The sequence below is a fragment of the Lactococcus sp. NH2-7C genome (assembly GCF_029953655.1).
Lineage (GTDB): Bacteria > Bacillota > Bacilli > Lactobacillales > Streptococcaceae > Lactococcus > Lactococcus lactis.
Map to the genome: position 1 here is coordinate 784,862 of NZ_CP124538.1, position 21,641 is coordinate 806,502.

The following is a 21,641-nucleotide window of genomic DNA, read 5'->3' on the forward strand; positions in this document are numbered from 1 at the left end:
AGTCTTATATGCAACTTTGGGGCTTTAGATTCATTGACAATTAATAATTTTCTAACTTCAACACGACTGAATTTAACCCACCAAATAGGCAGTATTTCTGTGCTTATAACGTCCATTTTTATAAATTTCATACTTTATCTCTTTTCTTAGTTTCAGCTTGTTTTTTCAGTTTCCAACTTTGTGCAAACTCATGGGATACTTTGATACAAAGAGGTGCTTTATTTTTATTGAAAATAATTACTGTTTTTTTGTTTTTTACGCTTTTTAAAAAAACTTGATGTCCAATTTCAGAATTCATTTTTACAGAGAGAATTAGAAAATGTTTATTTTCAAAAGTTCGTGCTTTCTCTAAATCTTCTATTTTAAAAGTAGATGATTGCATTTTAAGCCTCCAATTCCACTTGATAGCCATTCCCCATAAAAGTAAAGGTGGCTACGCTTTTACCATCAAAAAGTTTGTCAGTGACATCATCCACTTCAATATGGTGTCTTGCTCTAGCTAGGCACTCTGTGAATAATAGCTTCGCTTCATCAATACTTATAAATTCTGTCATTTGTGTTTCTCCTCAAATATGTTATAATTTGAGTAAAGCAAAACTCGTAAAGAGCTTGCCTTACAATAGTTTAAAAGTCGTTTATTGATGGGGATCGTTCACGGCTTTTTTGTTGTCAAAAATTCTAGTTTTTCTTTAATGTCGTGGTAATCCATTGCTTTTTCTCCACTTTTGGAAAGCATTGGAATTACTAAAGATTTCATATAATTATATTCCTCCATTTCGTCAGAAGTTAATAAATCAACCATAGATGTTTTATTACTTGAGTCCCGATTCTTAACATAAGTGTGTGATTCTCCAGTAGCAACTTTCACTAATAGATTTCTGATGTGAATATAACTATGTTTAGATTTATTATCCCAATCATGAACGGCATCAGTTAGGCTACGAGTGGTTACTTTCTCTGTAGCACGTTCGATTTTTCGTGCTTGCAGTTCATTTTTCATCGCTACAAAAGCAGCAGCTAAATCAAATTTGAATTGTACAACTGCTGGTGTATTTCCTAATAATGGAATAAAGAATAAAGTTTGCTGTTCGTTCAATTTATATATTTTCCTTGAACGTCCTACATCATTTACATTTAGCTTTTTGAAAAAGCTATTTAGAGGTGCAATCTTTTCAAGTTCAAAACGATACTTACGAACTAAATCAGATACAACTTTGTAAGAATTATCTGATCGTTGAGCAATAATCTCGGTAGTCGTATAAAAATTTTCATTGCTTGCTTTTGACAAGTCTAGGCTGTCAAATAATACTAACGGGGTCATTTATCCTCATTTCTACGTAGTTTATCGACAATCGCGGTCTTTTTCTTGCTTTCAATTTTGCGCTGGCGGTGCGTTCTAGTTTTTCTTAATTTATAATTTTAGTAATCTTTAGCAAGCCAATTTGTTATTTTTTGATATACACTACTTTTGACTTTAGAACCACTGGTTTCAATTTTTTTATAAGTTTTAAAAGAAATATTTAATTGAGTATAGACTTGCTTTTTTGTCAATCCCAAATCCGCACGCTTTCTGCGTATAGCTTTTGCAATATCCGTCGTAATATAGTTCATGGATCCTCCCTCTCAAACTCCAATTTTTTTGGATAAGTTCATTTTATTCCAATTTTTTTGGAATGTCAAGCATTAAACTCCAAAAAAATTGGAATAAAATTTTTAATTATGGTACAATCATTGAAAAGGAGGAGTTTTCCATGAATATCACTGCTGAAAGAATTAAACAAGAACGTATAAATAAAGGTTTAAATAGAAAAGAACTTGCTTCAAAGGTGGGGGTGAAATCTCAATCAACAATTACTAACTGGGAGAAGGGAACAGTGGTTCCAAAGGCTGATAAATTACAAAAGCTGTCAGAAATTTTTGAAGTTTCAATACCATATTTAATTGGCTATACCACTAATAAAAATGAAGAACTTTTAGGCTTTGATTCTCCAGGATACTTTGAAAAACGACGTCAACAAATTTTCAACGAATATAGATATAATCCAAATATAGGCTCTACCCTCAAACAATCTTTTGGATCTGGGAAAAAATTAAATAACATAGAACTCATAAAAATAGATATGCATGAACGATATAAGGAAGTAGCAAACAATTTGGCTACAGATCTCTCAGATGAAAACAACGAAAAATGGCTCGAGTATGGGCGATTACTTATTCAAGAGCAAAATAGAAATGAAGATTTAAAATAATATTTCATCTTATTTTTGTAAAAAATTTCATGTTTTGACTTTTGCGCTTGGCGGTGCTAGAAGGACAAATCAACATGAACAAATTAAATATAAAAGAATACAAAACAAAAAGCGGAGAAGTACGCTATATTCTCCGTGGCGCTTATATAGGTACTGATGTGCTGACAAGTAAGCAAGTGCGGACTTCCATTACTGGGCGTACAAAAAAAGACATAAAAGTTAAACTTTCACGTCTTCAAAATGAGTTCATAAAAAATGGTTGTACTAAAAAAATTAAAGTCTTAAAAACTTTTGATGAAGTTGCAGCAGCATGGTTTGATTTTTATAAAATAAATAGAAAATCAGCAACTGTCAAGCAAACAGAAAAAAATTTAAGATTATATCTTATCCCAGCATTTGGGAACTATAAGATAGATAGACTCACAACTGCCATTTTACAACACCAAATTAATATTTGGGCAACAATAGCTAGTAAACCTTTAAACGGTCGTCAGGCACGAAAAAAAGGCGAAATGAGCGATTATAAGAGATTATATACTATAATCAATAGAATTATGAAGTATGCTATTTCAAATGGCCTTATTTCATCCAATCCATGTTTAACTGTTCTGATGCCTAATGTCAAAGTAGAATCTACAAAAAAAGAGATCAAGTTTTTTACTAAATCTCAACTTCAAAGTTTATTTGATTATTTAGATAATCAGGCTTCCCCTCAATGGAAAATGCGGCTATTAAGAAATCTTTTACCTTTTCTAGCTTCAACCGGTCTCAGAATTGGCGAAGCAGTTGCATTGAGCTGGTCTGATATTGATTTCAAACAGGGAACTGTTACGGTATCAAAAACGGTAAATGACAGCAATCAAATTCAATTTTCTACCAAAACAGAAACAAGTAACCGAACAATAGATATAGATAAATCTACACTAAATCTTTTATCTAAATGGCAGCTTGAAATAAAAAAAGAGTTCCTCAAATATGGAAATCCTAATCAGCCTTTGCTTTTTCCAAATATCAATGGCTCTGTGCTTAATAGTCGACTACTTAGAAATACTTTACTTGATTGTTTTGAGAATGTGGGCCTACCAAATATCGGCTTTCACGGCTTTAGACATACCCATGCTACGCTCTGTTTAAGCGCAGGAATGAGTTATAAAGCTATCCAAACTAGGCTAGGACATTCAACGTTACAAATGACTATGGATATTTATGCTCATCTTGAACCTGAAACAGCTAAAAATGAACTCAGCTTATTTGAGAAATACCTTAATCATTCAAACCAAGCGTAGCAAAAAACGTAACATTATTTCATAAGAAGCTCTCAAACCCCTTTTATAATCAGGATCACACAGACTTTATATCATAAGTCTTAAGTCTGATTTTTATTTCTATTATTTACTGACAGTCTTTTATTCACTTTTAGGAACAAGGGTTGTCAGTGCTTTTCGATAAACTTTGATGTCTAATGGAAGTGGGTCACTTTTATCCCCATCAATTCTTGAATATGGATTATCTTTCTTTTTCTTTGAATGTGTGAGAATCTCTAAATGGTCAGTATCAAAATGAGTCATTTCAAGAAAATCATCAAATTTTCCTCGGCGAAGTTTATTCAAATGAAAAAGGATATTAAATAAATTGATTTCTTTTAATGAATAAACACGGATAAGTCCATCATCAACTTTAGCTTTTGGAGCCAACGCTTGCATTCCCCCAATAGTATCTGTCATTGTAATCAATAGTAGTTTTGTTCTTAATGACTTGGTTTTACCATTATATTTTACTTTAATTCGATAGGTTTTATTATAGCGGATAACCTTATAAGCATCTTTCAGATAAGCTAAAGGTCCAAATTTTTTCTTCTCAGAGCCGCTAACATTTTGGGCAATATCTGCTAAAATACCTAGTGTTAAGCTTGATGTCATATAATCATTATTGACTTTGGCAATATCAAATTTTTGAATTTCGCCTTGCCTTAAATTATTAAGTGCTTCTTCTAATTTTTGCGGAATATGAAGTGATTTTGATAAATTATTAACCGTACCATTAGGAACAATGCCTAGAATCGGTTTTGCTCCTCCTTCAAATACTCCTCCACAAATTTTATTGATGGTTCCATCGCCACCTAAAGCAACCACAAGGTCTGTTTGGTCTTGACTGGCTTTTTTAGCAAGACGGATTGCATCCTCTGGGCTTTCTGGATTGATAAATTCAAGTTTAGAGGCTGAATTTTCTGGTCTTGCAAAAAAGTCCTTAATTGTTTTCAAAACTTTGTCTTCATCATTATTACCAGATTTTTCATTATAAAATACTTTTACATTTTTCATAAAATACCTCCTTATTTTAGTGCAATGGAATTTATTGCTTACATACTAATTTTATCATATTATGAAAAATCTCTGACAAGACTTGCTTTATTTTACTGACAGACTTATTTCTAAATAAAAAAACCTATCAATGGATAGGTTTTATTTTTTACTTTTTTAATCAATACTGAAATAAGGTAAACGTTTAAAATGCTTACGGCGATTCCATTTGTACTTGAGGTTAACTGACCCTTCAAGGGTAGCTACATATTTATCAACAGCAGTAACAATCCAACTTTCTTTATAGCGTGGCGGATTGATTGTCGCACCGAACATATGTTTGATGATTATGTCTTTTTCAAGAGCTGACAAGGTTGTCAGTTTGCGCGCATTACGGTAGGCGATATGAGGATGCACATAGGCATGGCTCTTAGCAAATTTTGTATTACGCCAATCATAATAGAAAAGGTCATGCAAAAGTCCAGCTCTAGCTGTAGCTTTAGCATTGAGGCCACGTTTTTTCGCAATGAGATAGCTGACATAACTTACTCTTAAGCAATGTTGCAAGCGTGTTGAAGTATAGTGATGTGTAATCCCATCAAGTTTTTTAAGCTCATCCATTTCTAATAGATGACCGACATAACTCATATATTCTGCGTCGTTAAACCACGGCTTTTCTTCTAAATTCATGACTTGATTATAACACGATAATTCTCTTTGTCAATACAATATACTTAGTTTTTAGATTAAATTTTTCTTTTTAAATGCTTAGAAATTTATTTTTAATGCTTGTAAAATTTTGAAAATTTGCTATTTTACTTGATTTCCATTTTTATTTATTTATTATTTTAGCAAAAAATATTTTTCCTATTTTTTCTAAAAAAGTAAGGCCGATAGTTTACAAAAACTCAAATTTCCTGTATAATTGATAGGTATTAGAAAAATCTTGGAGGGTGTAGTGTGCCCACCTGGGACATCACATCAACCGCTTTTCTATGAAAAGTAATAAAAGGAGACAAAAATGGCAAACATTAAATCTGCAATCAAACGTGCTGAATTGAATAAAGTAGCAAACGAACGCAACGCACAACAAAAATCTGCAATGCGTACTCTTATCAAAAAATTTGAAGCTGCACCTACTGAAGAACTTTACAGAGCTGCTTCTTCATCAATTGATAAAGCTGCTTCAAAAGGCCTTATCCATGCTAACAAAGCATCACGTGATAAAGCACGTCTTGCTGCTAAACTTGGCTAATTAAAAATGTCTGTCTCTTTGGCAGATTTTTTTATATCAAAAAGTACTGATAGAAACAAAAAAATACTGACAGCAATTTCTGTCAGTATTTTTTATTTATTAAAGATTGCAAAGTCTTGTTGCGTTAAACCAATTAATGGATCAAAATTTCCTGACAAAATAAGCGCTTCTGTCAAGCTTCCCTTATCAAGTGTTTCAATTTCTTCATTTTCAAATAAAGAAATTTCTTCTACTTTTGCTGGCATTTTTTTACTGACAGAATGATTTTCCCCTTGTAATTCTACTGGTGATGCAGGCATCTTCTCTTTGTCAGTTATATCTTTTCTGTCAGTAACTTTTTCACTCACAATTTCTACTGACAGATTTTTAGCCGCTGGATTTTCTCCCATAAATCGCTCAATCAGATAGGTCTTTCGATTTGCACCTTCACGCGCTACCGCTTGTGCAAAAGCTCGTTCTTCGCCAAGTAAAATCAGACTTTGTTTGGCCCTTGTAATTGCCGTATAAAGCAAATTTCGCTCTAACATCCGTGAATACGAAGAAACCATCGGTACAATAACTGTGGAAAACTCCGAACCTTGAGATTTATGAATGGACATGGCATAAGCCAGAGTAATTTTATACCACTCCGCTCTTGGATAAGTCAATTCTTGACCATCAAAATCCATCACCAACTCATCTTGTTTACTGTCAGTATATTTTGCTGCAATCAATTCTACGATTTGTCCCAAATCTCCGTTAAATACATTGGCCTCAGCATCATTTACTAAATGAAGAACTTTATCTCCTTCACGAAATTTCATATCACCCAAAGCAAATTCAAGGCGGTCATTAAGCGGGTTAAAGAGATTTTGCAAAAGAACATTCATTGCATTAATCCCCGCCACGCCTTTATACATAGGTGCTAAGATTTGTAATTCAAAAGGATTATTTCCTCTTTTTTGCCATGCACTTGCGATTTGTTCAACCATCTGAGGAACAAAATTAGCACTGACCTCAAAATAAGAACGGTCAGGCTTTTTCGCCGTGAAATCACTTGGCAATTGGCCATCTTTGATATGGTGAGCTAAATCAGTAATGGTAGAATCATCCCCTTGACGAAAAATCTTATCCAATTTTACTGACGGGATTTCTGGAATTTTTAGTAAATCCGCAAAAATTTGCCCTGGGCCCACAGAAGGAAGTTGGTCAGCATCTCCAACAAGGAGAACTTTCATTGACCCGGGAATCGCTTGAAAAAGTTTGTTAGCCAACCAAGTATCAACCATAGAAAATTCGTCAACAATCAAAAGAGAACCAGACAATTCATTTCCAAGAGCATCTTCTGCTTCATCTTGTCCCAAGCCTAAATGGCGGTGAATCGTCGCTGCTGGAAGTCCAGTCAACTCATTCATCCGTCTAGAAGCTCGACCAGTCGGTGCAGCCAATAATATAGGAAAGACGTCATCATTATAATGGTCTGGGTCCAAGTCTAGCTGATGAAGACGGGCATAAGTTTCAATAAAACCATTAATAATTGTTGTTTTCCCAGTTCCTGGTCCACCAGTCAAAATGAAAAATTGCTGATTCATTGCACCAATAATGGCTTGCTTTTGCAAATCATCATAAGTAATTTCTAAATCTTTTTCAACTTCCGCCAAAACTGTCAGTAACTTTTCATCAGAAAAATCTTTACCAGAACGATTAGTTAATGCTGTCAGTGATTTCCGAATCCCGTCCTCAGCAAAGTACAAGGAATTCTCAAATATTTTTGTTCCTTCTTGTTGCACTTTTCCATCAACAATTAAACCATTAATTTCCTCCGCAACAGCAGATGGATTGACCTCGACATTACGAGCTTCTTCAAGTAAGTCTATCGTCATCTCAAGTAAATTTTTGGCTTCAATGTAAGTATCACCTGTTGATTGCGAATGCGTATTGACCTCATGCATCAATGCCGCTCGAAATCGATTAGGGCTATCCGCTTCAATTCCTAAACTACTTGCAATCTTATCGGCTGTTTTAAAACCAACTCCCTTAACATCTTCCACAAGCTGATAAGGATTTTCCTCAATTTTTTCAATCGTTTCTTCTTTATAAAGTTCATAAATTTGAAAAGTGATTTTACTTGGTAAGCCATATTCTGCAAGCTTGGTCAGCACTTTTTCCATTCCATGATTCTCACGTAATCGTTTAATAAATGAATTTTTTCTGGCTAGGGTCAATAGGCCATCCAATTTTTCCGGAGCTTCTAAAATTGAATCTACTGTATTTTCAGGAAAAGTTTCAACAATTTTTTCTGCCGTTTTCTTACCAATTCCAGGAAATTTATCTGAAGAAAAATATTTAACTAAACCAGCACCAGAAGTCGGCACTGCTTTTTCATATTGACTGACCTGTAATTGTTCCCCATACTTAGGATGCTGCGTCAATTGACCATAAAATGTATAAGAATCTCCTTCAACCACATCCCCAATTGTCCCGTTAACCACAATTTCAAAATCATCATATTCAGCATTAGTTTCATCAATTTCAATGAGTAGAACTTTATAAAAATTACTGGGATTGGAGAAAAATATTGCCTCAATCGAACCAGTAAAATAAGTTTTTTCAATCATAGCTGTTTATCCCAAATTTTTAAGTCAAAATGGCCAGCATTTGATTCTAAAACAGTGACCGTATTATTGGCTAAACCACCAACTGAACGTAATTCAGCAATTGGAAAGCCAGCTAAATGACGCATTCCAGCCGTTCCAGAAGCCCCGTGACCAACTAAAAGTACATTGTCCATTTTAGAATTCAACAAATCCTGAGCCAAAGAATCAAAGCGATTCAAGACAGAACTCACAGATTCAGCTCCAAAAGCACTTCCATCAAATTGATCCAACTCAAAGCGTGAATCATGCATTTCTTTAGGATATTTAGCAATTGCATCGCTAATGAACCAACCCTCTAATTCCCCGAAATTCCATTCTGACAATCGTTTGTCAGTGCTCACACTTTGATTTGTCAGTAAATCTGCTGTAATCAAAGCTCTTTTTTGTGGACTCGACAAAACTTTGTCAAATTCAATTGGTTCTAAAAACTTATGAACTCGTTCAATCGCTTCATAAGATTCTGGCAATAAAGGTGAATCTCCTTTTTGTCCTTGCAAACGTCGCGCCAAGTTCCACTCCGTCTTACCATGTCGTACAAAATAAATTCTCACCTTTACACCTCTCCCAATGAATAGACTGCATAATTTCCTAATAAACGAACCTTTACTCCCAAACCTGATAGTTCTTCAAGAGCATAAGGAATTTTTAAATTATTTTTTTCATTATTTACCAAATCAATATTAAAAAAGTACTGACCTAGCCTTGTTCTTAAAGGACGTGATTCAATTTTTGTCATATCAATATCACGCCAAGCAAATACAGAAATCGCTTTATGAAGCGCTCCTGGCAGGTTATCAGGTAGAGTCAAAGCCAAACTCACCTTCTCACCTGTTTTTAGTAAATCAAATGATTTTTTCTCTTTCCCCAATAACCAAAACCGAGTAGAATTTCCTGCTAAATCCTGAATATTTTTGGCAACGATCTCTAAATCATACATTTTAGCCGCGTAAGAATTAGCAACAGCTGCAATTGGCAAATCTGGATGATTTTTCACAAATTCAGCTGCTGCTGAAGTAGAATCCGTAATTTCAACCTTTGCCTGTGGATAATGCTCTCGTAAATAATTTCGTGTTTGTGCAAGCGCTTGAGGGTGTGAATAAATATGTTCAATTTTTCCCTCTTTTGAAAGAGCCAGCAAATTTTGTGAAATTGGCAAAACAAATTCAGCCACAACTGTCGCCTTAGAATCATGAAAAATTTTATCAATACTCATATTCACAGTTCCTTCAGTCGAATTTTCAATAGGAACAAGAGCAAAATCACATTTTCCTTCATCATAAGCTTCAATAACATCCAGAATACTATCATAAGCAAATAATTCTTCTGATACAAATGCTGTCTCAGCCACCACCGAACAAAAAGAGCCCCGAGGTCCTAAATACGCAATTTTCATCTTACTTTATCCCCCATTTTTCACGAATCTCTTCTACAATTTGCTCTGGACTCTTATCAGTAACATCAATCGTTAAATCAGCCACTTTTGCATAGTCTTTTTTTCTTTTCTCAAATAAAAATTGAGCGGCCTTTTTATCCTGCGCTAGAGGACGAACATTCTGCAAATCCATCGAAATTCGTTCCCAAAGCGTTTCAAAATCAGCTGTTAAAAAGACAACTCCAGTTTCTCTATCAAGAGCCTCTAAATTCTTTGGATTTTCAATTATTCCACCGCCCGTTGCAATAATTATATTCTTTTGAAGCGCAAGTTCAAAAACCTCATTTTCAATTTTACGAAAATCAGCTTCCCCAAATAATTCAAAAAATTCAGCAATTGGCATCTCAATTTCTTCTTCAATTAATTGATCCAAATCAGTAAAATTTTCTGTTAAAAGTTTTGCTACTGTGGACTTTCCCGCACCCATAAATCCAATTAAAATGATACTCATTTTTTCTTCCAATCACTTAAGCTCAAATATTTTTCGACAATTGTTCTAAATCGTCAAAGAAACTTGGATAACTTGTTTGAATTGCTTCAGCACGTTCAAGTTCAACTTCCCCATTTTCAACCAAAAGTGCTGCAATTGCAACCATCATTCCAATTCTATGGTCACCTAAAGTATTAATTGAATTTTCTGGAGCATGGAGTTTCGTTCCACCTTGAATAATCATTCCATCATCAGTTGGTTGAATTTTGGCCCCCATACTATTAAGAGCATCCGCGACAACAGCAATTCGGTCAGTTTCTTTTACTTTTAGCTCAGCCGCATCTCGAATAATTGTTTCGCCTTGAGCTTGCGTTGCTAAGAGAGCAATGATTGGCAATTCATCAATTAATCTAGGAATTAAATCACCTGAAATTTCAGTTCCTGTCAATTGGCTAGCTTTTACTTTTAGAGTTGCAGCCTTTGCCACATTATCTTGCTCTAAAATTTCCAACTGTCCACCCATTGCTTGAATGACTTCGATAATTCCAGTTCTCGTTTCATTAACTCCAACATTTTCTAGAATAAGTTCTGAATTATCAACAACCAAGGCCGCAACCAGCCAAAAAGCTGCCGAACTAATATCTCCAGGAACTACTACTTTTTGCCCCACAAGTTTTTGTCCACCAGGTACAAGAATTGTTTTATCAGAAACCTTAAGTTCTCCACCAAATTGAACTAACATTTCTTCCGTATGTGAGCGTGTTTTTTCCTTTTCCACAACTTTCGTCAACCCTTCTGCCTGCAAAGCAGCAAAAATTAAAGCTGATTTTACCTGAGCCGAAGCCACCGGAAGTACATAGTCAATTGCCTTCAAATGCGTGCTTCCTTTAATTGTCATCGGTAATCTAACCTTATCGGTTTGACCAGTAATTTCTGCCCCCATCAATTGTAAAGGAGTTGCTACACGATCCATTGGTCTTTTTGATAAACTGTCATCACCAAACAAAGTAGTTTCAAAAGGAAGGCCTGCTAAAATCCCCGATAAAAGACGAGTTGAAGTTCCGGAATTTCCCATATCCAGTGCTTTTTCAGGAGCCTTAAGTTCTGAAATTCCTTTACCGTGGACAGTAATCACCTCACCCTTATCCTCAATCTCAACTCCCATCGCACGAAAAGCTTCAATAGTAGATAAGACATCTTCTCCACGTAAAATATCATAAATAACAGTTTTTCCTTTAGCAATAGAGCCAAACATAATACTACGATGTGAGATTGATTTATCTCCTGGAACTTTTAAACGTCCTCTTAAACCCTGCGAATTTATCTTTAATTTCATTATATTATCCTAAACATTTTTTAGTATTTATTATAGCATAAAAGGGCGCTTAGAGCCCTTTTATTTTCAATAATTTTTCCTAAGATTTTAAGACTAAGAAAGTCCTATCTTTAATCTTTATCAAACAACTGTAAAATCAGTTGCTTTTTTAATAATTTCTCGTGCTTCTTTTAAATCTTCCGCTCTCTTGAATGAAATTTGAAGTTGACCATGAATATCTTCGCGATTTTCTTCATTAATTTTTACATTTGTTATTGAGAAATCTTCTAGTAAGCCTAAAACCCTTAAAACAACCCCTTTTTCATCGGGAACCGAAATAAATAAATCATAAAAGTTTGGCAAAGCCCCTTTATGAATTTCCATGACTTGACGAATTTTTTTACCTTGTTCAAAAAAGTGTTCTATAGCTGCAGAATCCCTATTAGCAATTTTTAGAGCAATTTCATCTAATTGTTTTTTGAAATTTTCTATTCTATCAATCGTAATTTCTGGATTTGATAATAAGACACTTGTCCACATCAAACTGTCAGCCTCGGCAATTCTAGTTAAATCTCTAAAACCACCAGCCGCTAAATGTTTCACTAAAGGATGTTCTTTTGAAAAATCATCTGACTGCCAAACGAGGGCCGAAGCTAAAATATGCGGGAAATGAGAAACCTGCCCAGTGACACGGTCGTGCTCTTCTGCATCTAAGATAATAAATTTGGCATGAAGTCCTTTAAGTAAATCACGTAATTCTTGATTTTCTTTGGTCAAAACATAATAAGCATTTTCAAATAAATTAATATCTGCCGCCATAACTCCTGATTTATGAGAGCCAGCCATCGGATGTCCACCGATAAATCGTACTTTGCCTTCATCAAAAAGTTGATTTGCGAGTTCAACAATTTCACTCTTAGTTGAACCTGTATCTGTAATCAAAAGACCTTTTTTTAAATCCAAAGTTGCTAGCTTTTTCAAAAGCTCCAAAGTGGTTGTAATTGGAACAGCCAAAATAATAATATCTGCTTTTTCAGCTCCTTCAACTAAGCTAACTTTAGAATCAATAATTCCGCGCTTTTGAGCAATTTCTTGAATTTCCTCACGATCAGAGCCAAGAATTTCAAAATGAGGATGAGCTCTTTTTATTCCTAAGGCAATTGAACTTCCAATCAGACCAAGCCCAATGATTAATATTTTTTTCATTTTTATTCTTTCGTTATTGTCACAGACGTCCCATTTCCAATTTCAGAAGTAATTGAAATTTCAAATTCTAATTTATCTAAAATCAATTTAGATAAATAAAGTCCAAGACCTGTTGATTTTTGTTGAATCCGACCATTATATCCAGTAAATCCATGTTCAAAAAGGCGAGGAAGGTCTTCTTTTAATATCCCAATTCCACTATCTTGAATGATTAATTCACCAGTTTTAATTTTAATTAGAATCCCACCTTCCTTGGTGTACTTTACAGCATTATTTAGCAGTTGCTCAACAGCCAAACTTAACCATCTTTGGTCACTATTAACTAACCATTCTCCTTCAATTTGGATTGAAAGATTTTTCTGAATAAAAAAGCTACTGTATTTTTTGACTAATTCTTTCACAAGTAAAGCCATGCTCACTTTTTCAAATCTGAAATCAGTAGCTAAATTGTTAATTCTTTGATACTCAAGGAGAATTTTTAGATAATTTTCTAGAGAAAAAACCTGATTCTTCAACTCCTCCCTATTAACTTGAGTTTGAGTCATTAAATCAATAGCTGCCAAAGGGACTTTCATCTGGTGCGACCAGACTCTAATAATATCTTCCATTTCACGCTCGGCAAGATTTTGTTGTTCCAACTTTTTTTGCAACTCTTCATTGTCTTTCACTACTCTCTCAATAGCTTCGCAGTTTGCTTTCCAACGAAAATAGGATGAAATAAGATAAATGACAAAAATGATTATTGCAAACAAGGTACTATTAGCAAATGCCATCATTGGTAAATGCCAAAGCCAAAATGTCACAATATAAATAGCCGACATAAGCAAGAAGACACCAATTTGTGGAATCTTAGACTTAAAAAATTTAAACCAGAGCATAGCCACTTCCTCTTTTAGTCATAATATGCTTGTCAAAGCCAATTTCACCAAGCTTTTTGCGTAAACGAGTCATTTTTACATTCAATGTATTTGCATCAATAAATTCATCTGTTTGCCACAACTCTTGTAGAATTTTTTCCTTAGTCACAACCTCGCCATTTGCTCGAAAGAGTAAAGTTAAAATTTTATTTTCAGAATTTGTCAACTCAATTTCTTCACGAACAGCTTCATGAGTCGAGATCAGGGTATTTTCAGATAAAATATAACCAGCAAATTCTAATTTTTCAATACCAGCAAAAGAATAACTCCTACGTAAAAGGGCTTTTATTTTTGCATTTAAAATTTCTAATGAAAATGGTTTCGTTACAAAATCATCAGCTCCTTGATTCATTGCAGTTACTTGATTCATATCATCTGAAGCTGAGGAAATAAAGATAATGGGAATTTGAGATAGTTTTCTCAATTCATTTGTCCAATAAAAACCGCTATAAAATGGTAGCCCGATATCCATTAATACTAAATCTGCTTCAAATTCCATAATTTCTTGTTTCACTGCTCGAAAATTGGAAACACTTCTGACTTGAAATTCTTTTTCCAAGGCTATCTTAATTGCTTTTACAATAATTTCGTCATCTTCTACAATAAATATTTTAGTCATGTTTACTCCCCATTTGTTTTCAATCTTGCTATTATTTGTGTATCACTGACTCTTTCATACCAAAGCTTTCTTGTTTTCGAAAGAAAAGCAATTAAAACATCCAGTAAAGGTAAAAGGCTTAATCCTAAAAAGAGTAGAATAAGTAAAAAGTTTTGTCCCAATTGATCCTGAGCTATTGTAGCTGAACGTTGAAGAAAATAATCTGCTGCGATAATCAAAGCAAAGTTTCCAAAAGATAAAAATTGTCTTAAAGCAATTCTAAAACGATTTTTGGCTTTGATTTCGATTCTCAATAATAATTGACCTGGAGTTGCCTTGAGAACTATCGGAACAATTCCTAAAATTATTAATTCTGAATAATAGCCTGTCGGAAGGAATAAACTTCCAATGATAGAGACCAGAATCATATCAACTAAAAATGCAATAAACCGTCTTGAAAGGCTAACTCTTGAACTTTCAACCTTAGTTGCATCCAAATCTGGTAAAAATCGACTAAAAAAGACCGCAATTCCATAACCAATTAAACTTCCAAGCGTATTAATCATTAAATCATCAACATCAAATAAACGATAAGGGCGAGGATACAGTCCAAACAGAGCTGACCTTTGGATAAGTTCAAAAGATAGAGTCAGCAAAAAACTTGAAATAAAAGTTTGTTTAAATGAACGTTTAAAAAGATATTTTAAATAAAAACCAAATGGCAATGTCAACAGTAGATTAAAGAAAGGCTGGATAAATGTTGAATCTTTTAGGGCTGAAATCCAAGTTGAAGGTTCATTTAGACTAAAAGGGCTATACAAAATAAATTGTCGAACAAACTCAAATGGAACTAGGTTTTGTTCTGGGCCTGTCATTTTTGCCACTTCACTTACAGGAGGAAGAGGAAAAATAGTCATGGCATAGGCACAAATCAGATAAAGAATAAATGAAAAATTGACAAAGAAACGCCAAAAATTAATCCGACCATAGCGACGATATTGAACAATCAAATATGGAATTAAAGATATAAATAAAAATATAAAGAAGAGAAGAACTCCAATTTGAATTGAATGAAGATAGATCGTCATATTTTCCTTTCCTTGAAAGTATCACTTTTTCCTCTAACAATATACTTCTCGTGTAGAGAAAAATCATTGTTTTCGTTCCTTTTATTATATCAAAAGTAGCTCTCTTTTGTAGCATTTTCCTTTCCTTGATTCTTCTATAATTATTCTAAATAAAAAAGAGGCATATTTATGCCTTCTTTTTTATCTTTCAACAATTTTGTAGTAAACACGACTCGTTGCCTTATAAATGAGATAATAAATAAGGGCAAGAATTGCAATAGTGACTAAAGAAATTATTAAAATAATGGAACGATCAGTAATATCAAACAGCATTATTATTTTTTCAATCATAAGATAAGCACCAGCAAAGTGGCAGATGGTGATAACCAATGGCAAGAAGAATATCATACGAACTTGAGATTTGATTGTTTTTTGTACTTCTTCTTTTGAAAGCCCTACCTCTTGTAAAATCTTAAATGAGCGTTTATCTTGAGCTCCCTCAGAAAGTTGTTTGTAATAGATAATCAAAGCTGCTCCAAGAATGAAGCTGATTCCTAAAACAAATCCAACAAATACAAGTCCACCAATTTCAGCACGTTGGTCTTGCAAAGCTTCACTACGATAAGAAATTGTTAAATCTTTATTATTTTTAAATTCTTCTTTGAAAGCTTTTGTAAATCTCTTTTCATCAACTGGTTTAATGTCAAAAAGAATCGTTGTATTTGCTAGATTTTCAAAACCTTGTTGACCACTTATAGCCTTATTAAAATTAGCAAGTGCTTTTTCAAAAGCTTGGTCATTAGCGAAAATAATCATCATATTCTTAGATGAAATTGTAGATGTACTACTTGAAGGGAAATCTTTAACAGACTTGAGATTTTCCTTAACCTCATATGTTTGACCATACCAAGTTACTTCTTTAGGATTAATTGCTGAAGAATTTTTCTTAGATAAATCTATGAGTAAAACTTGATTATCTTTTAAAGATGGAATTTTTTTATTTCCTAAGGATTGTAAACTTTGAATAGTTGTCATTGTCGCATAATAAGAATCCTTATCAAACATGGCTCCTAATTTATTCGACGTGATAAATTTTTCTTTAGAAGAAGGCGTTCTGTCAACTTGCAAGTCTTGAACATAGTATAAATCTGCAATATTATCAATATCTATTTTTTTACTATCAGCAACACTTTTAATTCTATCAATAGTTTCTTCTCTATTCTCATTAGGAGAGGTTGAGAAAACTTGGGCTTCTCTTGTATAGAATGTTTTAACCATGTTTTCAGTGCCGAGGAAAACTCCTAAACTAACTACCACCGTCACGATAGTCATTGATAACAAAATTGTGATATTTCCTAGACCAACAGCATTTGCTTTCATTCGATAAAGCATAGAACTAGTTGTAATGAAATTATTTGGTTTATAATAACTTGGGCGTTTCTTTTTGAGTTTAAGGTACCAAACAGTAAAACTAATATAAAAGAGATAGGTTCCAAAGATAACCAACAAAACAGCAATAAAGAATTTCACCAAAGCTGATATAGGGTTATCCACAGTTAGAGCAATATAATAACCTGCTCCAAGAAGAATAACAGCAGCAATTGCAAAAAACAAATTTGATTTTGGTTCTTTTTCGCCTTTTGATTCCTCCCTTAGAAGGTCAAGGCTTGAAGAACGCCAGATAATCCAGACTCCAATCATCATTAATATTAAAAAGAAAATAAAGAAGAGAATGGCAAGTATAATAATGGCACCAGGGCTAATAACTAAATTAAAGTAATTTCCCCCAATCATATTTACAAAAACCAAGAAGAGGAATTTTGAAAAGGCAATTCCACAAATTGTTCCAACAATTACAGTGATGATATAGCTTAAAAGTAACTCTAAAAATGCTACTCCAACAATTCTTGTTTTACCAAAGCCAAGAATATCATAGAGTCCAAATTCTTTAGAACGTTGGGTTTGTAAAAAGCGATAACTGTAGATTAGTATAAGAACTGCAAAAATAGATAACACAATTAATGCAAAACTCATAATTTGTGAAAGAGAACTTCCTCCTTTTAATTTATCAATTGAGGGGGATAAGGCGATCGATGCAGTAACAAAAATCATTACGAACATCGTAACTGAGGCCATTAAAAAAGGAGCAAAACTTTTAAATCCTTTTTTGATGTTATTGGCCGCAAGTTTTAAACTAAGCATTTAAGGACACCTCCTCATCCTCTGGCGCTCCCAAGAAAGCGGTCATTGAAAGAGTGATTTCTTTTGCAAATTCAGTTGAGCTTTTTTCACCACGATAAAGTTGGTGATAAAGAACACCGTCTTTTATAAAAAGAACACGTTTCGCATGGCTAGCAGCTAAACTTGAGTGAGTAACCATGATAATGGTTTGACCGCTATCATTAATCTCCTCAAAAAGATTGAGCAAGTCTTCTGAATTTTTAAAGTCCAAGGCAGCTGTGGGTTCATCGGCAAGGACTAAATCAGGTTGGCTAATCAATGCGCGAGCCACTGCAACCCGCTGTTTTTGTCCCCCTGAAAGTTCAAAAGGTTGTTTTTCTAAGAGTTTTTCAATGTTGAGTTTAGGTGCGAGAATTTTTAGTCTGCTCTTCATTAATTCTACACTTGATTTTGATAAAACGAGCGGAAGATAAATATTGTCTCTGACGTTAAGTGTATCAAGTAAATTGAAATCTTGGAATACAAAACCAAGATGATCACGTCTGAAAGCAGAAATTTCTTTGTCTTTAATAGCTGTGATATCTTCTTTATTTAAGAGTACTTGTCCAGAAGTTGGTTTTTCAAGAGTTGACAAGATGTTCAAAAGGGTTGTTTTTCCTGAACCAGATTCCCCCATAATGGCAATATATTCGCCTTCTTCTACACCAAAATCAATATCAACAAGGGCAGTGGTTTCTTCTTTTGAAAATCTTGTTTTAAAAACTTTCTTGAGATGTTTTACTTCGAGTAACATATTTTTCTCCTATCTTTCGATTTCGTTCTTTTTATTTATTTTAGCTAAACGTGTTCGCATTGTCTTCATGGAATAAAGGAGGCAAGCGCCCATTAGTGAAGCCAAAATAACTGTAATGGTCATTAGCATAATATTAATTTGCAAAAATGTCATCTTCTTTCCTCTTTCTTTCTGAGACTATTTTTATGAGTTATTATTTAATTTCTTAAGGGCTTCTTTGGGAACCTCTGCTTTTTTTACTTCTTCCCAAGAGGTTACGCCTTTGACGGAATTAACTGTTAATTTCAGGTAAGCTTCTTTCCGGAGATTATGGTCCGCCATAAAGTTAACTTTTTTCTCCTTACCATCTTTTTGATAAGAATTTATATCATAAATATATTCCGTATATTTATCGCCTGAATCTGTTCTTCCACTTTTTTCTTTGCCATCTTTGGTAATTTGAACGTAGTAAGCCCCTCCGCCATAAGTTACTTTGTACCATGCAAAACCAGCTCCTCCAATTATTAAAATAAGGGCTGCTATTCCAAAAAATATTTTTTTCATTTTGTTCTCCTTAACTTTTCTTGATAAGTTTATTGTAACAAGAAATATTCGTCTGAAAACTTACAAATTCGTAAGTTATTTATTTATATAAAAAAAGCCAGAGACTGGCTTATTTTTTAATATTTTGATAAACGTTTTTTGTAGTTATCTACAGCAATTTTCAGCTCATTCATTGTATCCGAATTAAATTTATCACAAATTTCTTGAGCAACAACTGTTGCCACTACATTTTCCATCACAACTCCTGCAGCTGGAAGAGCAGTTGGATCAGAGCGTTCTACACTTGCTTTATAGGGTTCGTGACTTTCTGTATCAATAGACATCAAGGGTTTATAAAGTGTTGGGATAGGTTTCATGACACCACGGATGATGAGTTGTTCTCCATTTGTCATACCTCCTTCAAAACCACCTAATTGATTACTTGAACGACTATAACCTTTGTCCTCAGACCATATGATTTCATCCATCACTCGACTGCCTAGTCGTTTTCCTGCTTCAAAACCAAGTCCAAATTCAACTCCCTTGAATGCGTTGATAGAAACAACGGCAGCAGCGAGTTTTGCATCCAGTTTCCTGTCATATTGGACATAGGAACCGAGACCAGCCGGAACTCCTTCCACTCTGGTTTCAATGATTCCACCAATTGTATCGCCAGCTTTTTTAATTTGGTCAATGTAAGTGCGTAATTCTTCTGCTTGGCTATCATCAAAAATAGATAAATCGCTGAGACCAGCCGTCTGACGGATTTCTTGAACACTTAAATTTTCTGGACTCGTAATTTCTCGTCCGCCAAAATTTACGACATGATTAGCTACTTCAATCTCTAACTCGTGAAGAAGTTTTTTTGCCACAGCTCCAACTGCAACACGCATTGTTGTCTCACGCGCTGATGAACGTTCTAAAACATTTCGTAAATCTTCAAATTCATATTTCATTCCACCAACTAAATCGGCATGTCCTGGGCGTGGTTTGGTCAAACGACGTTGTTTTTTTATTTTATCTTCAACATCTTGAGCTGCCATAATCTGTTCCCAATTCTTGAAGTCACGGTTTGTAACATTAAGCGTAATTGGGCTACCAATTGTTTTTCCGTGTCGAACTCCTGAAGTAATTTCAACTTGATCGGATTCAATTTTCATCCGACCGCCACGGCCATAACCGCCTTGACGACGTTTAAGTTCAATATTAATATCTTCTGCTGATATTGAGAGACCAGCCGGCACACCTTCAATAATTGCTGTAAGTCTTGGGCCGTGAGATTCTCCCGCTGTAAAATAACGCATTTTATACCTCCATTTTTTAGTAACCTTTTACTTATTTTATTTCAAAAATTTGAATAATATCTTTTAATTTATTGATTTGCTGTGAATTTTTTGCTGAAAGAAAATTGATTGATTGAATGCCACCGTTATGGGCTGCTTCAATATCAAGGCTTCGGTCACCAATATAATAGGTTTCTTCAGGCTTTAAGTTATACTTTTCAAGTAAATAATTGATTGCTTCAGGATGAGGTTTTCTTTTAAATCCATTTTCAGAAGTGACAACTTCTAAAAAATAGGGTGAAATTTCTAGCTGATTAAGTAAATCATAAGCATTTTTTCCCTTGTGAGTATAAATGAAATTTTGAATATTTTCTTTTTGAGTCCATTCTAAAACCTCTTTTGCACCAGCCATTAATTTAATTTTGTCATTTTTAGCTGTCGAATTTGCCGTGAAATCTTCTTTTATTTCTTGAAAAGGAACGGTTTGTTCTTTTAGTAAAGCATTGACTGATTGCCCCTTTATAAAATTATATACTGTTTCTCGGTCAAATGGTAGGTTGAAGTTTGCAAATGATTCGGACAAGGCTTCTAAAAACACCTCATAGCTATCAATTAGTGTCCCGTCTAAATCCCAAATAAATGTCTTCATTAGATTAGACCTCCATTAACTTTTGATAAATCGGTAAGAGTTGGTCAATTGTTTCTACCATTTCCGCTATAATTATTGAATCCTCTTTGCCGTTAAATCTTTCTTTAGGCCAAATCCGTCCAATTTCCAATTCAGATTTTTTTACTTTTCCTAATCGTTCAGCGGCTTCCCTAAATGCTGACAGGGGATAAGTTTCTGCTTTTGTGTGGTCTTTTGAGATTACAAAATTTTCTGTCAGTAACTTTTCTACTGACAGATTTGTCAGTAAGTTAGCGTATTCTTTTTGCTTTTTAGGCTGGTCTATCATTGATAAATAAATAAAAACGTAATCTTCCCAAATTCCTAATTGAAAATGGGCTTCCATTTTATAACCACGGGCTTTTGTGGAAATTGCTGACCAAGTATTTTCAGGCGCATTTGCTGTTCTTCTGCGATGTTGAGCGATGTGAAAGTAAAATTCTTGATTTGGAATTTTTACTGACAGCTCTGTCAGTAACTTTTGACCAATTTCAGAAAAAACAGGTTGAATTTCAGAACGAATCTCGGCCATTCTTGGTTCTAAACCTTCTATTTTAAAAATTTCAAATGATTTTTGAGTAAACATTTTAGAGTGATTATCCTCAATTTTCTAAGTTCTTTTATATCTATCATTGCTTGTATCACGCTAGCTATGCTGTCCATTCTCGCTATGCGAATAAAGTCGCAAGTCGAGTCGCACTCACTCAGCGGAAAAATTATCGTTTCTAGGTAAAACTACTAGCATATCTGTAGGTCAGTAAACTGACAACAGCTATCCTCCGCTTCATTC

Annotated in this window: 24 protein-coding genes; 3 read left to right on the top strand and 21 right to left on the bottom strand. The window is 34.1% G+C overall.

Annotated elements, in window-relative coordinates; all coding sequences use genetic code 11:
* Positions 1-127: 127 nt before the first annotated feature.
* From QJV49_RS03760 to QJV49_RS03775, 4 genes are all read right to left on the bottom strand, one after another.
* Positions 128-382 carry a hypothetical protein gene (locus tag QJV49_RS03760; RefSeq protein WP_225511946.1) on the bottom strand — a complete coding sequence of 85 codons (255 nt, stop codon included), beginning with the start codon at positions 380-382 and terminating at the stop codon, positions 128-130.
* Position 383: 1 nt separating this feature from the next.
* Positions 384-554, bottom strand: coding sequence for a DUF1655 domain-containing protein (locus tag QJV49_RS03765; RefSeq protein ID WP_011675324.1), 171 nt, complete (start codon positions 552-554; stop codon positions 384-386).
* Positions 555-652: 98 nt separating this feature from the next.
* Positions 653-1,321 carry a Rha family transcriptional regulator gene (locus QJV49_RS03770; protein WP_104141507.1) on the bottom strand — a complete coding sequence of 223 codons (669 nt, stop codon included), beginning with the start codon at positions 1,319-1,321 and terminating at the stop codon, positions 653-655.
* 98 nt (positions 1,322-1,419) lie between these two features.
* Positions 1,420-1,611, bottom strand: coding sequence for a helix-turn-helix domain-containing protein (locus QJV49_RS03775; protein ID WP_023164457.1), 192 nt, complete (start codon positions 1,609-1,611; stop codon positions 1,420-1,422).
* A 140-nt stretch (positions 1,612-1,751) separates the two neighbouring features.
* Between QJV49_RS03775 and QJV49_RS03780 the strand changes: the two genes are divergently transcribed.
* Positions 1,752-2,249, top strand: coding sequence for a helix-turn-helix domain-containing protein (locus tag QJV49_RS03780; RefSeq protein WP_058223380.1), 498 nt, complete (start codon positions 1,752-1,754; stop codon positions 2,247-2,249).
* A gap of 74 nt (positions 2,250-2,323) precedes the next feature.
* On the top strand, positions 2,324-3,535 hold the full coding sequence (locus QJV49_RS03785) for a site-specific integrase (RefSeq protein WP_225511945.1): 1,212 nt from the start codon (positions 2,324-2,326) through the stop codon (positions 3,533-3,535).
* 120 nt (positions 3,536-3,655) lie between these two features.
* Here QJV49_RS03785 and QJV49_RS03790 read toward each other — a convergent pair whose 3' ends face one another.
* A complete protein-coding gene (locus QJV49_RS03790) occupies positions 3,656-4,570 on the bottom strand; it encodes a diacylglycerol kinase family protein (RefSeq protein ID WP_058219409.1) in 915 nt (304 codons plus the stop codon).
* Positions 4,571-4,726: 156 nt separating this feature from the next.
* Positions 4,727-5,239 carry an HD domain-containing protein gene (locus tag QJV49_RS03795; protein WP_003132795.1) on the bottom strand — a complete coding sequence of 171 codons (513 nt, stop codon included), beginning with the start codon at positions 5,237-5,239 and terminating at the stop codon, positions 4,727-4,729.
* Positions 5,240-5,570: 331 nt separating this feature from the next.
* On the opposite strand from QJV49_RS03795, the gene rpsT reads away from it, so the two are divergent.
* Positions 5,571-5,804, top strand: coding sequence for a 30S ribosomal protein S20 (gene rpsT / locus QJV49_RS03800; protein WP_010906113.1), 234 nt, complete (start codon positions 5,571-5,573; stop codon positions 5,802-5,804).
* 92 nt (positions 5,805-5,896) lie between these two features.
* Here rpsT and QJV49_RS03805 read toward each other — a convergent pair whose 3' ends face one another.
* The 15 genes from QJV49_RS03805 to QJV49_RS03875 form a co-directional block, all read right to left on the bottom strand.
* A complete protein-coding gene (locus tag QJV49_RS03805) occupies positions 5,897-8,401 on the bottom strand; it encodes an ATP-dependent RecD-like DNA helicase (RefSeq protein WP_225511944.1) in 2,505 nt (834 codons plus the stop codon).
* On the bottom strand, positions 8,398-8,991 hold the full coding sequence (locus tag QJV49_RS03810) for a histidine phosphatase family protein (protein ID WP_029344268.1): 594 nt from the start codon (positions 8,989-8,991) through the stop codon (positions 8,398-8,400). Before QJV49_RS03810 ends, QJV49_RS03805 begins: the two co-directional genes overlap by 4 nt.
* Before the next feature lie 2 nt (positions 8,992-8,993).
* On the bottom strand, positions 8,994-9,833 hold the full coding sequence (gene pheA, locus QJV49_RS03815; protein WP_014570689.1) for a prephenate dehydratase: 840 nt from the start codon (positions 9,831-9,833) through the stop codon (positions 8,994-8,996).
* Position 9,834: 1 nt separating this feature from the next.
* Positions 9,835-10,323 carry a shikimate kinase gene (locus tag QJV49_RS03820; RefSeq protein ID WP_225511943.1) on the bottom strand — a complete coding sequence of 163 codons (489 nt, stop codon included), beginning with the start codon at positions 10,321-10,323 and terminating at the stop codon, positions 9,835-9,837.
* A 22-nt stretch (positions 10,324-10,345) separates the two neighbouring features.
* Positions 10,346-11,638: a 3-phosphoshikimate 1-carboxyvinyltransferase gene (gene aroA, locus QJV49_RS03825; protein ID WP_225511942.1), complete on the bottom strand. Its 1,293-nt coding sequence runs from the start codon at positions 11,636-11,638 to the stop codon at positions 10,346-10,348.
* A 120-nt stretch (positions 11,639-11,758) separates the two neighbouring features.
* A complete protein-coding gene (locus tag QJV49_RS03830; RefSeq protein ID WP_225511941.1) occupies positions 11,759-12,823 on the bottom strand; it encodes a prephenate dehydrogenase in 1,065 nt (354 codons plus the stop codon).
* A 2-nt stretch (positions 12,824-12,825) separates the two neighbouring features.
* On the bottom strand, positions 12,826-13,701 hold the full coding sequence (locus QJV49_RS03835) for a HAMP domain-containing sensor histidine kinase (RefSeq protein ID WP_225511940.1): 876 nt from the start codon (positions 13,699-13,701) through the stop codon (positions 12,826-12,828).
* Positions 13,688-14,359 (bottom strand): response regulator transcription factor, encoded by a 672-nt coding sequence (locus QJV49_RS03840; protein ID WP_225511939.1) that lies wholly within the window; start codon positions 14,357-14,359, stop codon positions 13,688-13,690. Before QJV49_RS03840 ends, QJV49_RS03835 begins: the two co-directional genes overlap by 14 nt.
* A gap of 2 nt (positions 14,360-14,361) precedes the next feature.
* Positions 14,362-15,426, bottom strand: a complete 1,065-nt coding sequence (locus QJV49_RS03845) for a VanZ family protein (protein ID WP_225511938.1) — start codon at positions 15,424-15,426, stop codon at positions 14,362-14,364.
* A gap of 180 nt (positions 15,427-15,606) precedes the next feature.
* Complete coding sequence (locus tag QJV49_RS03850) at positions 15,607-17,607, bottom strand: ABC transporter permease (RefSeq protein WP_225511937.1); 2,001 nt, start codon at positions 17,605-17,607, stop codon at positions 15,607-15,609.
* On the bottom strand, positions 17,600-18,379 hold the full coding sequence (locus QJV49_RS03855) for an ABC transporter ATP-binding protein (protein WP_225511936.1): 780 nt from the start codon (positions 18,377-18,379) through the stop codon (positions 17,600-17,602). Before QJV49_RS03855 ends, QJV49_RS03850 begins: the two co-directional genes overlap by 8 nt.
* A gap of 183 nt (positions 18,380-18,562) precedes the next feature.
* On the bottom strand, positions 18,563-18,922 hold the full coding sequence (locus QJV49_RS03860) for a YxeA family protein (protein WP_225511935.1): 360 nt from the start codon (positions 18,920-18,922) through the stop codon (positions 18,563-18,565).
* A gap of 116 nt (positions 18,923-19,038) precedes the next feature.
* Entirely contained in the window at positions 19,039-20,205 is a 1,167-nt protein-coding gene (aroC, locus tag QJV49_RS03865; RefSeq protein ID WP_225511934.1) for a chorismate synthase, read from the bottom strand.
* A 31-nt stretch (positions 20,206-20,236) separates the two neighbouring features.
* On the bottom strand, positions 20,237-20,833 hold the full coding sequence (locus QJV49_RS03870) for an HAD family hydrolase (RefSeq protein WP_225511933.1): 597 nt from the start codon (positions 20,831-20,833) through the stop codon (positions 20,237-20,239).
* A gap of 4 nt (positions 20,834-20,837) precedes the next feature.
* A complete protein-coding gene (locus QJV49_RS03875; RefSeq protein ID WP_225511932.1) occupies positions 20,838-21,437 on the bottom strand; it encodes a DUF1054 family protein in 600 nt (199 codons plus the stop codon).
* Positions 21,438-21,641: the final 204 nt, after the last annotated feature.